Annotated in this window: 16 protein-coding genes; 15 read left to right on the top strand and 1 reads right to left on the bottom strand. The window is 41.1% G+C overall.

All coding sequences use genetic code 11. The features are described 5' to 3' along the window. The first annotated feature begins 166 nt into the window (after nt 1–166). The 6 genes from ctaD (at nt 167) to H6G76_RS07250 (ending at nt 4,679) form a co-directional block, all read left to right on the top strand. Nucleotides 167–1,846, top strand: coding sequence for a cytochrome c oxidase subunit I (ctaD, locus tag H6G76_RS07275; RefSeq protein WP_190697666.1), 1,680 nt, complete (start codon nt 167–169; stop codon nt 1,844–1,846). A 160-nt stretch (nt 1,847–2,006) separates the two neighbouring features. After that, nucleotides 2,007–2,603, top strand: coding sequence for a heme-copper oxidase subunit III (locus H6G76_RS07270; protein ID WP_190697663.1), 597 nt, complete (start codon nt 2,007–2,009; stop codon nt 2,601–2,603). Between the two features lie 66 nt (nt 2,604–2,669). Further along, the gene (locus H6G76_RS07265) at nt 2,670–3,155 is read left to right on the top strand and encodes a hypothetical protein (protein WP_190697659.1); all 486 of its coding nucleotides are present in this window, start codon (nt 2,670–2,672) and stop codon (nt 3,153–3,155) included. Between the two features lie 87 nt (nt 3,156–3,242). Further along, nucleotides 3,243–3,410 (top strand): hypothetical protein, encoded by a 168-nt coding sequence (locus H6G76_RS07260; protein ID WP_190697656.1) that lies wholly within the window; start codon nt 3,243–3,245, stop codon nt 3,408–3,410. A gap of 5 nt (nt 3,411–3,415) precedes the next feature. Next, the gene (locus tag H6G76_RS07255; protein WP_190697653.1) at nt 3,416–4,027 is read left to right on the top strand and encodes a cupin domain-containing protein; all 612 of its coding nucleotides are present in this window, start codon (nt 3,416–3,418) and stop codon (nt 4,025–4,027) included. 172 nt (nt 4,028–4,199) lie between these two features. Further along, entirely contained in the window at nt 4,200–4,679 is a 480-nt protein-coding gene (locus H6G76_RS07250; protein WP_190697651.1) for an ArsC/Spx/MgsR family protein, read from the top strand. A gap of 141 nt (nt 4,680–4,820) precedes the next feature. Here the strand turns inward: H6G76_RS07250 and cysK are convergent, their stop codons facing one another. Beyond that, on the bottom strand, nt 4,821–5,765 hold the full coding sequence (gene cysK, locus H6G76_RS07245; protein ID WP_190697648.1) for a cysteine synthase A: 945 nt from the start codon (nt 5,763–5,765) through the stop codon (nt 4,821–4,823). Between the two features lie 1,056 nt (nt 5,766–6,821). Here cysK and H6G76_RS07240 point away from each other — a divergent pair. The 9 genes from H6G76_RS07240 to H6G76_RS07200 all read left to right on the top strand — a co-directional run bounded on the left by H6G76_RS07240 (nt 6,822) and on the right by H6G76_RS07200 (nt 13,636). Then, on the top strand, nt 6,822–7,250 hold the full coding sequence (locus tag H6G76_RS07240) for a hypothetical protein (RefSeq protein WP_190697645.1): 429 nt from the start codon (nt 6,822–6,824) through the stop codon (nt 7,248–7,250). Nucleotides 7,251–7,280: 30 nt separating this feature from the next. Next, the gene (locus tag H6G76_RS07235; RefSeq protein ID WP_190697642.1) at nt 7,281–7,547 is read left to right on the top strand and encodes a hypothetical protein; all 267 of its coding nucleotides are present in this window, start codon (nt 7,281–7,283) and stop codon (nt 7,545–7,547) included. Nucleotides 7,548–7,549: 2 nt separating this feature from the next. Further along, complete coding sequence (locus H6G76_RS07230) at nt 7,550–7,861, top strand: hypothetical protein (protein WP_190697640.1); 312 nt, start codon at nt 7,550–7,552, stop codon at nt 7,859–7,861. A gap of 253 nt (nt 7,862–8,114) precedes the next feature. Then, a complete protein-coding gene (locus tag H6G76_RS07225) occupies nt 8,115–8,477 on the top strand; it encodes a hypothetical protein (protein WP_190697636.1) in 363 nt (120 codons plus the stop codon). 12 nt (nt 8,478–8,489) lie between these two features. After that, nucleotides 8,490–9,497: an LLM class flavin-dependent oxidoreductase gene (locus H6G76_RS07220; RefSeq protein ID WP_190697633.1), complete on the top strand. Its 1,008-nt coding sequence runs from the start codon at nt 8,490–8,492 to the stop codon at nt 9,495–9,497. Next, a complete protein-coding gene (locus H6G76_RS07215) occupies nt 9,490–9,861 on the top strand; it encodes a hypothetical protein (RefSeq protein ID WP_190697631.1) in 372 nt (123 codons plus the stop codon). The genes H6G76_RS07220 and H6G76_RS07215 overlap by 8 nt, the downstream gene beginning before the upstream one ends. Before the next feature lie 296 nt (nt 9,862–10,157). Further along, the gene (locus tag H6G76_RS07210) at nt 10,158–10,517 is read left to right on the top strand and encodes a type II toxin-antitoxin system prevent-host-death family antitoxin (RefSeq protein ID WP_190697628.1); all 360 of its coding nucleotides are present in this window, start codon (nt 10,158–10,160) and stop codon (nt 10,515–10,517) included. A gap of 139 nt (nt 10,518–10,656) precedes the next feature. Continuing rightward, the gene (locus H6G76_RS36890) at nt 10,657–10,830 is read left to right on the top strand and encodes a type II toxin-antitoxin system RelE/ParE family toxin (protein ID WP_242056332.1); all 174 of its coding nucleotides are present in this window, start codon (nt 10,657–10,659) and stop codon (nt 10,828–10,830) included. 502 nt (nt 10,831–11,332) lie between these two features. Then, a complete protein-coding gene (locus tag H6G76_RS07200; RefSeq protein WP_190697625.1) occupies nt 11,333–13,636 on the top strand; it encodes a heavy metal translocating P-type ATPase in 2,304 nt (767 codons plus the stop codon). The last annotated feature ends 64 nt before the right edge of the window (nt 13,637–13,700 follow it).

The following is a 13,700-nucleotide window of genomic DNA, read 5'->3' as shown; positions in this document are numbered from 1 at the left end:
ACAAGTCGGGGAACCCGCCCAACGCACCGGCTTCTCTGCGCCTCTGTGGTTCGATTTTCCATTATCTGTGCATAAGTCTGAATTAACTAACCAATGACAAAGGACAAATGACCAATGACCAATGACATAGACGCATTAGCGGCTTCCCGCCGGGTAGGACTAATTTATGACACAAACAGAATTACCTCGGAATACACCACCAGATAAGAATCCCAAAGTGACGGTTGCCCATAACTTACATCCCAAGGCGTGGAAATGGTACGACTACTTTACCTTCAACGTAGATCATAAGGTAATTGGGATTCAATATCTAGTCACGGCGTTTTTGTTTTATCTCATCGGTGGATTGATGGCGATCGCAATTCGCGCCGAACTCGCCACACCAGAGGCAGATTTACTCGACCCCAATCTGTATAACGCCTTCATGACCAACCACGGAACAATCATGATTTTCTTATGGATTGTTCCCAGTGCGATTGGGGGATTTGGTAACTATTTAGTACCGTTGATGGTTGGTGCTAGAGATATGGCATTCCCCAAGCTGAATGCAGTTGCCTTTTGGTTAAACCCACCAGCCGGATTACTCCTGTTAGGAAGTTTCTTCTTTGGTGGTTCCCAATCAGGTTGGACAGCTTACCCACCACTAAGTTTAGTCACCGCGCCAATTGCCCAATCTATGTGGATTTTGGCGATTGTCTTAGTCGGAACTTCCTCAATTTTGGGTTCGCTAAACTTTGTCATCACCATCCTAATGATGAAAGTCCCCAGTATGAAATGGGATCAACTACCCTTATTCTGCTGGGCAATTTTAGCCACCTCCGTCCTAGCACTTGTCTCCACACCTGTATTAGCTGCGGGTTTAGTGCTGCTGTTGTTTGACCTCAACTTCGGCACATCCTTCTTTAAACCAGATGCAGGTGGTAACGTTGTTATTTACCAACACTTATTCTGGTTCTACTCTCACCCGGCAGTATATCTGATGATTCTGCCCATCTTCGGCATCATGTCCGAAGTGATTCCCGTTCACGCGCGTAAGCCAATTTTCGGATATAAAGCGATCGCTTATTCCAGTTTGGCAATTTGCGTTGTCGGTTTGTTCGTCTGGGTACACCATATGTTTACCAGTGGTACAGCCGGTTGGATGCGGATTTTCTTCACCATCTCTACCCTGATTGTTGCCGTTCCTACTGGCGTGAAGATTTTCGGCTGGGTTGCTACTCTCTGGGGTGGCAAAATCCGCTTCACCAGCGCGATGCTATTCGCCATTGGCTTGTTGTCGATGTTCGTCATGGGTGGTTTAAGCGGCGTGACAATGGGAACAGCCCCCTTTGATCTTCATGTCCACGATACTTACTATGTAGTCGGACACTTCCACTACGTCTTATTTGGCGGTTCCGTGTTTGGTATTTACGCAGGTATATATCACTGGTTCCCCAAAATGACCGGACGCAAGCTAAACGAAGCTTGGGGACGCGTTCACTTTGCCCTCACACTCATTGGGACTAACCTCACCTTCTTACCTATGCACGAATTAGGTTTGCAAGGAATGCCCCGACGAGTAGCAATGTATGACCCCCAATTCATTAGCTTGAATCAACTTTGTACCATTGGCGCATTTGTCTTAGGCTTATCAGTCATCCCCTTTACCATCAATATTCTTTGGAGTTGGAGTAAAGGCGAAGTCGCTGGTGATAATCCTTGGCGTGCCTTAACCTTAGAATGGACAACCAGTTCACCCCCTCTAATTGAGAACTGGGAAGTCTTACCAGTAGTAACTCATGGCCCCTACGACTACGGTCATAGTGTAGAAGTACAACCCACCGCAACACCAGAAGCCAGCACCTAAAGAACTCCGCGCACCTTTGCGTTAACCTCCCTTAGGGTTCACCAGTCGCCTGCGGAGGGAAACCCTCCCGCAGCGCTGGTTCACCGCGATACTTTGCGTTAAAAACCTCCTCTTCCCTCAAAATCAGGGAAGAGGTCAAAGAATTTCAAATGGTAAAAATATGACAGTCGCCACACCCAGCGAACATCACGGACATGATGCCGAACATCATCCAGATTTGCGAGTTCCGGGATTATTAACCTTCCTCATCTCAGAATCCCTGATGTTCGGCGGATTCTTTGCTACTTACTTGTTCTTTCGCGGCACTACACCAGTATGGCCGCCAGAAGGAACAGAAGTAGAATTACTCGTACCGACAATTAACACCATCATTCTGGTGTCTAGTAGCTTTGTCATTCACTTTGGCGATGTCGCAATTAAAAAGAATAACGTTGCCGGAATGCAAAAGTGGTACAAAATTACCGCCATCATGGGCGCGCTGTTCTTGTTAGGTCAAGTTTATGAGTACCTAACCTTAGGATATGGCATGACAGCCAACGTCTTCGCCAACTGCTTTTACATCATGACAGGCTTCCACGGCTTGCACGTATTTGTGGGACTGTTATTGATTTTAGGAGTATTAAAGCGATCGCAGCGTCCCGGCCATTATTCAGCCACCAAACACACCGGCATCGAAATGGCAGAAATTTACTGGCACTTCGTAGACATCATTTGGATTGTTCTGTTTTCTTTGTTGTACATTCTGACTCAGTTTTAAAAGTGAGTAGGGAGTAGTAAATTACTCCACTTCCTACTCCCTACTCCCCACTCCCCATTCACAAATATGCAAATCGATACCAATAGATTTTCTTGGTTTCAAGTACCAGAAAATGTCAAAAAGTTACTAATCTTAGCAGCAGATACTTGGCATAATAATTCTGAATCCGAGAAATATATGCAACAAGCTATCACAGAAGCCGGAGACAATACAGACATTTTAGTTTCAGCATATAGATATTTTTACTACAAAAATAATTATTCTCTTGCCTTGCAAACAACATCGAAATTATTAGATAAAATTAAGAAAGCAGAAAATTTTCCTGAAAGTTGGGAACAGCTAAAACCCATACTTATCAATCGGAGGGAAGAAAACCAAATCAGATTGTACTTAAATGCCTACTCTGCTACTGGTTTGGTTTTAGCTAAATTAGGAAACCTAGAACAAGCTAAAGAAATCAGCATCAGGGTGCAAGAAATTGACCCCAAAAATGATTATGGTGCTGGTATCCTCCTGGATATTTTGACACGCCCAGCAGAGGAAGATGATTGAACAGTCAAAAGTCAATTGTCAATAGTAATTTGACAATTTACCAAGAACAAATACTTACCAACACTCAACGGTCAAAATTTACAAACCATGATGAACAATTTTTCTGTGTATCGACCTCTTTCCACATTTAAGTTTCCAGAAAATCCATTCCCCACTAGTATTAACTTATCTCCTGTGAATTTTCCTGATACTAGTTCACCTTGGTATGCAATGCCAGTAATTGTCACGCCTTCAGCTTCTCAATTTAGATTTTAAAAGTTATGCAAGGTAGGGATTGGCTACTCACTGGAGAAGGTCAGTATCAAATCTGTAAATCTGTAAGAGCATGGGATTTATTGCGAGATAATTATCGCCTCTATCGTTTTTTGACTGAGGTGGAAGATGTTCTCAATGGTATTGAGGATGAGTCTAGCCGTCTGCCAGAAATTAGGATGTTGGTGAGACGCTTAATTGCCAATTCCTACTGGGTCAGAAGTCAACATCTAGAGCCTTGTCCGAAAACAGGTACTTCTGTTATTCTCTTATACGATGAATTAGGTTTTCCGTTGACTGTCCAAACAGTAACTTTTGCACCAGGGACAACTTCAACAATACATAATCATGGAACTTGGGGAGTTGTAGCGGTGTTAAAAGGTCAAGAAAAAAACACTTTTTGGCGACGCAACAACGATTCAAAATCTCCAGATAAAATTGAACAGACGGGAGAAATAACTTTATCTCCAGGAGATATTGTCAGCTTCACTCCCGATGCAATTCATAGCGTGCAAGCAGTCGGTGATGAACCAACTGTAACTTTCAATATTTATGGGGAAACTGATCCAAAACAAAGATTTGAGTTTGATTTAGTAACCCAGACTGCACGGAAGTTTTAAGGAGGGACTAGAGGCTAGAGGCTAGAGGTTAGGGAATACTATTTTTATTCAGTACTCAGCCCTTTAAAATCTCTCTTATCTAGTCTCTAGCCCTAGTCTCTAACCTCTATTTTCACCTTAGAGGGTTCTCTGCGTAAGCCCTAAACCATAAAGTGGATTGGGAGCAAGCACAATGGCAAGAGTAATTTTTTATGAAAAACCAGGCTGTAAAAATGGTACTAGACAAAAAGTTTTGCTGACTGCGGCTGGTCATGAAGTAATTGCATACAACTTATTAACCGAACCTTGGACAATTGAGCGTTTACGGTCATTTTTTGGTAATCGCCCTGTAGCTGAATGGTTTAACCGGGCTGCGCCGCGTGTTAAATCTGGTGAAATCGTTCCTGAAACCATCGATGCAGAAACCGCATTGGTACAAATGTTGCGCGACCCGTTATTAATTCGTCGCCCTCTACTTCAAGTAGGCGATCGCCGCGAAGTCGGTTTTGAAGTGGAAAAGCTTGACGCTTGGATTGGCTTAAAACCTGTAGATGAATCCTTCAAAGAGATGAGTGAAGACCTGATGAGCAAGGATTTACAAGGCTGCGCCCACGGCGGTAATCACCACCATGACCATGAACATGGTCACGGTCATGGTAATTGCAAACATTAAATAAGTAACCTCTCCCTTCCAGCCTCCCTCTCCTTGTAGGAGAGGGAGGAGCAAGATCATAAGCTTTTTAAGCCTCTCTCCTTGTAGGGGAGAGGTTTGGAGAGGGGTTAATTTTACTTTTTCCTTTTAACTTTCGCCTTCTTAACTAAGGCTCAAATCTTGAAACATTGCTGTACTGAGGTAACGTTCACCAAAGGAAGGCTGAATCATCACAATCAAACGACCAGCATTTTCTGGTCGTTTTGCTACTTGCAATGCAGCACACAAAGCCGCACCCGAAGAAATCCCAGACAGTAAACCTTCTTCTTTAGCTAAACGCCGCCCGTAAATCATAGATTGGTCATCGCTGACTCTGATGACTTCATCAACTAGTTCCAAGCGCAGCACATCGGGGACAAATCCTGCACCGATACCTTGAATTTTATGGGGGCCTGCTTCACCACCAGAGAGGACAGGGCTATTGCTGGGTTCAACTGCGATCGCCTGTAAACTCGGTTTACGTTGTTTCAATACTTCGGCAATTCCGGTAATTGTCCCGCCAGTACCAACGCCAGCAATCACAATATCTACTTCCCCATCTGTATCTTCCCAAATTTCTTCGGCGGTGGTTTCGCGGTGAATTTTTGGGTTAGCTGGGTTGCGAAACTGTTGCAGCATATATGCATCGGGTGTGTTCGCTACAATTTCCTCGGCTTTGCGAATTGCGCCGCGCATTCCTTCTGGGCCTGGTGTCAATTCTAGTTTTGCACCATAGGCTCTCAGCATCGAGCGTCTTTCTTGGCTCATGGTTTCTGGCATAGTTAAAACTAAGCTATAACCACGGGCTGCTGCGACCATTGCTAGGGCGATTCCGGTATTTCCAGAGGTTGGCTCGACTAAAACAGTTTTACCGGGTTTAATAAAACCCTCGGCTTCGGCTGAATTAATCATACTCACGCCAATCCGGTCTTTAACAGAAGCGGCTGGGTTCATACCTTCTAGTTTGGCAACTATCCGCGCGACTGCTCCTTCTGCTTGCGGAATTTTATTAAGTTGAACTAACGGAGTTCTGCCGATAAGTTCTGTAACATCTTTAGCAATTCGCATAAATTAACTCCTAAAATCTTTAATTTTAAAGCAGCATCTTTACTTATAACAATCATTTTTGGGTAACTGCTGGGGTGAGCGATCGCCAAACCTATTTACTCTCACTAAAGCATAAATATGTAATCCCAAGAAATAATTTTGGTTAATTTACACCTAAATTCGTATTGTCTACTACCATTGACTTAAAATTTAACTTTTTAAGTATTGTGAAATACTAAACTTCAGTTTGTTTGTTGAAACTTAATTTGCTTACTTCCGTCTAATAAAGCAGGATGATAAAAATCCCCTTCATATTCTTCAATAGTTTAAAAATAAAATCAACAGCTTATTTAACAGTTTGATTAAATATCTGAATTTCCTAATATAAAGCTCTAAAATGTAAATTAAACACAGCAATATATTAAATAATTACAACTTGAGATTTTGAATTTATTTAATTGAACTTTTAATTAATTTTAGTTATTTAAGGCATTCAATCTTAATCTTGAGTACAAAATTTATTCATCAAAATTTGTTCAAAAAAATCGTTTTTAATGATAACCAGTCTAGCTTTGAGGCTGAGTGCAAAAATCCCCGAACCCCACCTCAGCAATACTAGTACCTTTACCCGAAAATACTAGCACCCATTCCCGCAAAAATTTTGCAAAGCTTGTGCAGTGGTTGTTTGCGGCTTTGAGTACAACTTTAATCAATTTAATAAACTTAACCTACACCAACTAAACAGGTGTTGAGAAAGTCGGCTGATATAACACATATAGGATTTACGCAGAGATTCCCCTCTACCCCCCGAAGTTTTCTAGCTTGCTAGCGAATTAGGGGGGACTTCTTAACTCCCACATTGTTGCTCAAGATATAAAACAGCATTTCTGGGTGAAAAGGCGTTAAGTCTACAGGTATAAAAATAGAATTTTTATAAACCAGATAATTAGTCACCAGCTAATAGCTAGTGTCTTTTAATAGACAAAAAACTATTATTTTTTAGTTATTGAATACTGATAAAACGCTCTTATCTAGCCCCTAGCACCTAACCTCTAGTATCTAGATTCTACCTCCAGGATGAAAGTTAAACTTCTAAATGTTCTCACGGTTTGCCTCGTAACATTAATAGTAATTTCTCCAGCGATGGTAGTCCTAAAAGTAGTTTGGGAAAAACATGGGGAGTTAGTTAAGGCACAGAATTCAACTTGTGAAGTTAATAAGATTGACGAAGTAAATCAAGCCTTAGATCCTGCGGCTGCAATTACTCATTACTCGCCACATCAGGCTAGCGTCAATTATTGCGATCGCAACGTCGTGAACGAACCGCTAACTACTGATTTTGTATATAAAGCTGCCATTATCTTGCAATGGTTTATCTTGCTAACCCCAGTTTGTATCGGGTTAGGAATTCTTGTATACGACAGGTATTTAGCTTATCGCGCTGCCGTATTTCAAGAACAAGTAGAAATGTTAGAAAGACTTTGGCAACAAAGTATTGAAAAATAAGCTATTCACGCTACAAAATTACAAAATAACATGACAGACGAACGGCAAGCCCAATATTTTGATTTAATCGATAAATTACTTCACTGTCCTAATGGTCAAGAACCAGAAGTTTTAGAAGCTCATTCAGAATTAATTGATGCTAACTTCGTAGAAGCAATGGCTAGAGTTGCAACTATGTTTGCTCACGAAGGTAATCAAGATGGCGCACAATTTTTATTTCATGTAGCGCGTGAGCTTGCCAAACAATTAGGCTTATACCCAGATTTAAAAAATTCCGAAGTGCCAAATAAGGAGTAATCATGCTACTGACGGCAACTGATGCTGGACATATAGCGTTAGAGTTTCTCTTAGCAGACTGGAATATTCGTGACGAATACAGAGAGTGGTTTACGATTATAAAATCTTGTTTAGTTGGCGAGTATTGGTACATTGTAGAATTAGGTATAGAAGGCTTTCCTGATCGATGGTTTATTCAAGTCTACGATACAGGAGAGTGCGATCCAAGCTATACCTTTATTTCTCCTATCAGTGGTAAAGAGGGATTTTCTGACCTTTGTGATTTACCTGAAATGGTTGCTGAAGTATTAGTAGCAGAGCGAAAATCTCGATAATAAACTTGATTATCTAGAACATCTATCAAAAGTTATGAAGTTTTAGATCCCCGACTTCTTAAAGAAGTCGGGGATCTTAGTTTATCTTATCCTAAATGAATGACCTTACTCCCCACGCCCTACTCTCTATCTCCCCCAGAATTTAATAAATAAATTGCCATAGTCTCTATAGATTATTTAACAATAAATAGTAATATAAAATACCCTTTATGTCATGCTTAATTGACAAATATATGTTATATTAAATAGCGTGATGAACGCTACAGAAATATCAGTTAAAATGATTACTGAAGATATCATCGCTACAGAATTCAAAAGAATCGTCAGCGAGTATTATCCAAAAGTTGGGGAACTACTAGACGGGTGTCATGTGAAAGTGATTACCTGTTTTTGGGGAAGGCCTCCTAGACGTTTGCAATACATAGGTATTTATTGCTCTGAGGAAATGCTGCCTTATGTAAGAGAACAACAAAGAATACTCAGAGATATAGCAGACAATATGGGATTAGTTCAAGTAGTTTGTATGAACGCTAAACGCTTAATTCGAGATCCCAAATCGAAGCTAAAAGATACCGATCCGCGCTTGTGGTTGGAGTTGCAAATGGTAGCAACCTAAGAATAGCAAACAATGAAAATTGGACTTTTCTGCAATTACGAAAATCATCACAAAAATCCCCGTCGCGCTATTTTTGAACAAGTTGCCTTAGTCAGACAAGCCGAAAGCTTAAACTTTGCCGAAGCTTGGGTGAGTGAACATCATTTTAGTGAAGTCAATCTCAGTTCTTCGATGCTGGTATTGATGGCACATCTAGCTGGTGTTACCTCAACAATTAAATTAGGCACGGCGGCGGTTTTACTTCCCTTTCACAACCCGATTCGGGTAGCAGAAGATATTGCTACTTTGGATAACTTGTGCAATGGCAGATTATTATTTGGAGTTGCCAAAGGCGGGCCATTCCCTCAGCAAAATCAACATTTTGCGATTTCGATGGGAGAATCTCGCGCCAGAATGTTAGAGGCAGTAGCTTTGATTCAAAAGCTGTTATATGAAAATGAAGTTTCATTTCAAGGGCAATATTATCACTGCGATCGCCTCACCGTTCACCCCAAACCTTTGCAACAGCAAATTCCGGTATATATAGCCAGTGGTGATGATACAAGCATAGAATTCGCGGCTAAAAATGCCTTTAGCTTGATGGGAGGGCCACCCTTTGCGCTAGAGAGATTGAAAAAGACCGTTAGCCAATATCGAGATATTAATCCTAGTGGTGCGGATAACTTTGTATTAGCGCGTTTCTTTTTTGTTGCCAAAACTAACGAAGCCGCCATCAGTGAAGCAATGCCTTTCATCCGCCAATTTAGCCAAAAAATGAAAGCTAATTCGGCGTTAGTAATGCAGAATAGTTCCACTAACAACGGTCATAAACCATTTGACCGCACAAACATTTGTTTTGACGAAGACTATTTGATTGAAAATTCAATCATTGGTGATGCTATCACTTGTCGAGACAAAATCAAAAAATTCCAAGACGAATTGAATCTGGGTACATTAGCACTCAAACCCACGTCGTTTGATATGCAAAAAAACATCGAGAGTTTGCAGTGCTACAACCAAGAGGTACGCAATTATGTCTAAATTAAACCAGCTTCCACCCGATGATTTACCTCCAACTAAGGTAACAAAAGAGGATGGAATGCTGCACTTAGAGTTAGAGCAATCGATTGGGCGATGTTTTTATCACAGTTGCGATCGCATTACTCAAGCTCTACTCAATAATTGTCAGTGGTATTTAACTGATAAAAACACGAAAGTGTTGTTAGTAATTGATTGCCCTGACATCGTATCTTACTGGCATATAGTCAGCAATATTGCCCAATTAGGCAATAGATTAGAGAGATTTACCACCAACGCCAAAATCAAAGTTTATCCCCCCTTTGGTAAAGGTGAGCCGTTAGAAATTAGTGTGCATGAAATCTCTGCTTATCGAGATTGGTTGTAAATTTTTAATTTACTCATTCTTAAACCCAGTTTTTTGAAAAAACTGGGTTTTTGCAGTTTTAGCGCAGCTTTACAAAGAAATATAAGACTCATATTTGATTTTTGAAAAAAATCGGTACATCGTTACCTGCCTTGTTTTCTGTTGCCTATTGCCTATTGCCTATTCCCTCCCTACACAAGTATTTTAAGTAATCAAACCGAATTCCTCTAGATTAAATTTGACTTTCTTGATTATGTGAGCATTCATTTCGGTTTAAACATCTAATATAATATCTATAAAGCACTTTATTTGATGCTATGGTTAATAAAATTAATTTGGAAAATATTCAAACTCTTACAGACTTTAAGCGGAATGCTAAAGACTACGTAGAGCATATAAAAGCAACAAAATCACCACTGGTGCTAACCGTTAATGGTAAAGCTGAGGTTGTAGTGCAGGAAGCACAAGCGTTTCAGGAGATGATAGATCAATTGGAACAGATGGAAAAAGAACTTAAACAACTTAAGCTAGAAGCGTTAAAGCGAGAAATCGCCATTGGCATAGAGCAGTTAGAGAATGGTGAATACAAAGAATATAATGAAGAGTCTATTTCTATTTTGTTTGAGGAAATTGCCGCACGGGGAAGAAAGAAGTTAGCTGATAACAGCACACTATGAGCCGCTTTAAGATTTCTCAACAGGCAATGCAAGATATTGAAAATATTTGGAATTATATTGCCGAAAACAATCCCCAGGCTGCTGACAATTTTTTGATAAGCTCAGAGAAAAATTTCCGAAGTTAGCGAAATTTCCACAAATGGGAAGGCAGCGATCTGATTTAGCGGCTTCCTTAAGGTGCTTTCCCGTTGAAAGTTATCTTATTTTCTACCGTTCCATAGAACAAGGGATAGAGATTGTACGTATCCTTCATGGAGCGCAGGATATGGAGAGAATTTTTCAAAAAATAGAGGATACACAAGAAGAAAGCTGAGAATTATTAAGTTATTTAAAGGATAAATTTCCTAGAAAAATAATCTGAACCGAAAAGTCCTTGGTGAACAGACTTTTATAGCATTTTAAGTACAGGATTTGAACTGAGGTGGAATTCTTCAAAATTACCTCTTGACTCTCCAGTTCACTGGAGGATTCAAGATAAGGATAGTTGTTAGCTAGGCTGGTATGCGTTTAAGTTGCACATTCTCTGGTTGAGGCTGTCATTAGTTATTTGTCCTTTGTAAATACAAATGACTAATGACAAAGGACGACCTTTACGAGTGGTTATGTAATTTAACCTGAGTTCGACAGAGCTAAAAAACCCCTCTCCAAACCTCTCCCCTGCAAGGAGAGAGGCTTCAAAACCTTTATTTTGTGTTGAGTTTTAAACATATTTAAGCCCCTCTCCGCGTCGGAGAGGGGTTGGGGTGAGGTTCATCGAACTCACGTTAATTTAGATGTGTTTCAGCTTAGTCCTACTTAGTAATAGGAGTAGACAGATGGAGAATGCCACACTGAAATTACGCGGTATGAGTTGCGCTTCCTGTGCCAAAAGTGTAGAAGATGCAATTCGTTCTGTCCCAGGTGTAAATGAATGTAGCGTGAATTTTGGGGCAGAACAGGCAACAGTAGATTACGATCCCAAAACAACAGACTTACAAGCTATCCAAAATGCGGTGGATGCAGCAGGTTATTCTGCCTATCCCCTCCAAGAACAAAACTTGATGGCGGGAGAAGATGACGAAGAAAAAAGATATCGCCAGAAAGAATCTCGTGATTTGCAGCGAAAGGTGACAGTAGGGGGCATCATTGGGACTGTGTTGATAATTGGCTCACTACCAATGATGACAGGGTTAAACCTACCTTTCATTCCAGCATGGTTGCATAACCCTTGGTTGCAATTAGTTCTGACTACTCCTGTACAGTTTTGGTGCGGTTACTCCTTTTACGCCAATACCTGGAAGGCTTTCAAGCGTCATGCTGCCACAATGGATACGTTAATTGTTTTAGGCACAAGTGCAGCATATTTCTATTCACTATTTGCTACTTTAGTTCCTGGCTTTTTTATTGCTCAGGGTTTAAGTCCAGATATATATTATGAAACGGCGGCAATTGTCGTTACTTTGATTTTGTTAGGACGGCTGTTTGAAAACCGCGCCAAAGGGCAAACCTCAGAGGCTATCCGCAAGCTGATTGGTTTGCAAGCGAAGACAGCAAGGTTGATTCGCAACGGACAAGAAATAGATATACCGATTGAACAAGTAAAAATTGGTGACGTGGTGCTGGTTCGTCCTGGGGAGAAAATTCCTGTTGATGGCGAAGTAGTTGACGGGACATCGACAGTTGATGAAGCGATGGTGACTGGCGAAAGTGTAGCTGTGAAAAAGCAACCAGGGGATGAAGTCATCGGCGCAACTATCAATAAAACTGGGAGTTTCAAATTTCGAGCGACAAGAGTTGGTAAGGATACTGTACTGGCGCAAATTGTCCAATTAGTGCAACAAGCGCAAGGTTCAAAAGCTCCTATACAGAGGTTAGCAGACCAAGTTACTGGGTGGTTTGTACCGGCGGTAATTGCGATCGCTATCCTCACTTTCATAATTTGGTACAACATCATAGGTAATGTCACCCTGGCATTGATAACTACAGTTGGGGTGTTAATTATCGCTTGTCCTTGTGCTTTGGGTTTAGCTACACCAACCTCAGTCATGGTAGGTACAGGTAAAGGTGCAGAAAACGGCATTTTAATTAAAGGAGCCGAAAGCTTAGAATTAGCGCACCAGATTCAAACAATTGTGTTAGATAAAACTGGCACAATTACTCAAGGTAAACCGACAGTTACAGATTTTGTCACAGTTAACGGTACAGCTAATGGTAACGAAATTAAGCTGATACAACTAGCCGCATCGGTAGAGCGTAATTCTGAGCATCCTTTAGCAGAAGCAGTTGTTAGGTACGCTCAATCTCAGGAAGTACCATTAGCAGATGTTAGAGATTTTGAGGCTGTAGCAGGTAGTGGCGTGCAAGGTATAGTGGCTAACTGTCTTGTGCAAATTGGGACACAACGTTGGATGGAAGAATTAAGTATTAACACTCAAGCTTTGCAACAAGACAAAGAACGCTTAGAATATCTGGGTAAAACCGCCGTTTGGTTAGCAGTTGATGGCGAAATCAAAGGAGTGATGGGGATTGCTGATGCAATTAAACCTACTTCCATCCAAGCTGTAAAAGCATTGCAAAAACTCGGTTTAGAAGTTGTAATGCTTACAGGTGATAACCAGCGCACCGCCGAAAGTATTGCTCGTGAAGTTGGTATCAAAAGAGTCTTAGCAGAAGTCCGCCCGGATCAAAAAGCCGAAGTAGTTAAAGTGCTGCAACTGGAGCAGGGGAGCAGAGGAGCAGGGGAGCAGAGGAGAATAAAATCTAAAATTGTGGCGATGGTTGGTGATGGTATAAATGATGCACCAGCCTTGGCTCAAGCCGATGTGGGAATTGCGATTGGGACTGGTACAGATGTGGCGATCGCAGCTAGTGACATCACTTTAATCTCTGGTGATTTGCAAAGCATAGTTACAGCAATTCAACTCAGTCGCGCCACAATTCGCAACATTCGCCAAAACTTATTCTTTGCCTTCATTTATAACGTTGCTGGTATTCCCATCGCTGCTGGTATTCTCTATCCCTTCTTCGGTTGGTTACTTAACCCGATTATCGCCGGTGCAGCAATGGCTTTTAGTTCAGTTTCTGTAGTCACCAATGCGCTGCGTTTACGTAAATTTCAACCTAAAGGTGTTAGAGGTTAGTTTTTGTGTTTTACTTAACACTTTCTTCTCTAGTCCCTAGCCCCTAATCTCTAGCCCCTTTTTT

The sequence above is a fragment of the Nostoc sp. FACHB-152 genome (assembly GCF_014697475.1).
In the GTDB taxonomy this organism is placed as follows: Bacteria; Cyanobacteriota; Cyanobacteriia; order Cyanobacteriales; family Nostocaceae; genus Nostoc_B.
Note: the sequence above shows the minus strand (reverse complement) of the source record. Positions and strands in the feature narration are given on the sequence as shown.

Coding starts and splice junctions, on each gene's coding strand:
- H6G76_RS07250 (WP_190697651.1), top strand. CDS start 4,200: ATGGCAAGAGTAATTTTTTATGAAAAACCAGGCTGTAAAAATGGTACT.
- H6G76_RS07260 (WP_190697656.1), top strand. CDS start 3,243: ATGATGAACAATTTTTCTGTGTATCGACCTCTTTCCACATTTAAGTTT.
- H6G76_RS07220 (WP_190697633.1), top strand. CDS start 8,490: ATGAAAATTGGACTTTTCTGCAATTACGAAAATCATCACAAAAATCCC.
- H6G76_RS07230 (WP_190697640.1), top strand. CDS start 7,550: ATGCTACTGACGGCAACTGATGCTGGACATATAGCGTTAGAGTTTCTC.
- H6G76_RS07270 (WP_190697663.1), top strand. CDS start 2,007: ATGACAGTCGCCACACCCAGCGAACATCACGGACATGATGCCGAACAT.
- H6G76_RS07225 (WP_190697636.1), top strand. CDS start 8,115: ATGAACGCTACAGAAATATCAGTTAAAATGATTACTGAAGATATCATC.
- ctaD (WP_190697666.1), top strand. CDS start 167: ATGACACAAACAGAATTACCTCGGAATACACCACCAGATAAGAATCCC.
- H6G76_RS07265 (WP_190697659.1), top strand. CDS start 2,670: ATGCAAATCGATACCAATAGATTTTCTTGGTTTCAAGTACCAGAAAAT.
- H6G76_RS07215 (WP_190697631.1), top strand. CDS start 9,490: ATGTCTAAATTAAACCAGCTTCCACCCGATGATTTACCTCCAACTAAG.
- H6G76_RS07210 (WP_190697628.1), top strand. CDS start 10,158: ATGGTTAATAAAATTAATTTGGAAAATATTCAAACTCTTACAGACTTT.
- H6G76_RS07200 (WP_190697625.1), top strand. CDS start 11,333: ATGGAGAATGCCACACTGAAATTACGCGGTATGAGTTGCGCTTCCTGT.
- cysK (WP_190697648.1), bottom strand. CDS start 5,765: ATGCGAATTGCTAAAGATGTTACAGAACTTATCGGCAGAACTCCGTTA.
- H6G76_RS36890 (WP_242056332.1), top strand. CDS start 10,657: ATGGGAAGGCAGCGATCTGATTTAGCGGCTTCCTTAAGGTGCTTTCCC.
- H6G76_RS07235 (WP_190697642.1), top strand. CDS start 7,281: ATGACAGACGAACGGCAAGCCCAATATTTTGATTTAATCGATAAATTA.
- H6G76_RS07255 (WP_190697653.1), top strand. CDS start 3,416: ATGCAAGGTAGGGATTGGCTACTCACTGGAGAAGGTCAGTATCAAATC.
- H6G76_RS07240 (WP_190697645.1), top strand. CDS start 6,822: ATGAAAGTTAAACTTCTAAATGTTCTCACGGTTTGCCTCGTAACATTA.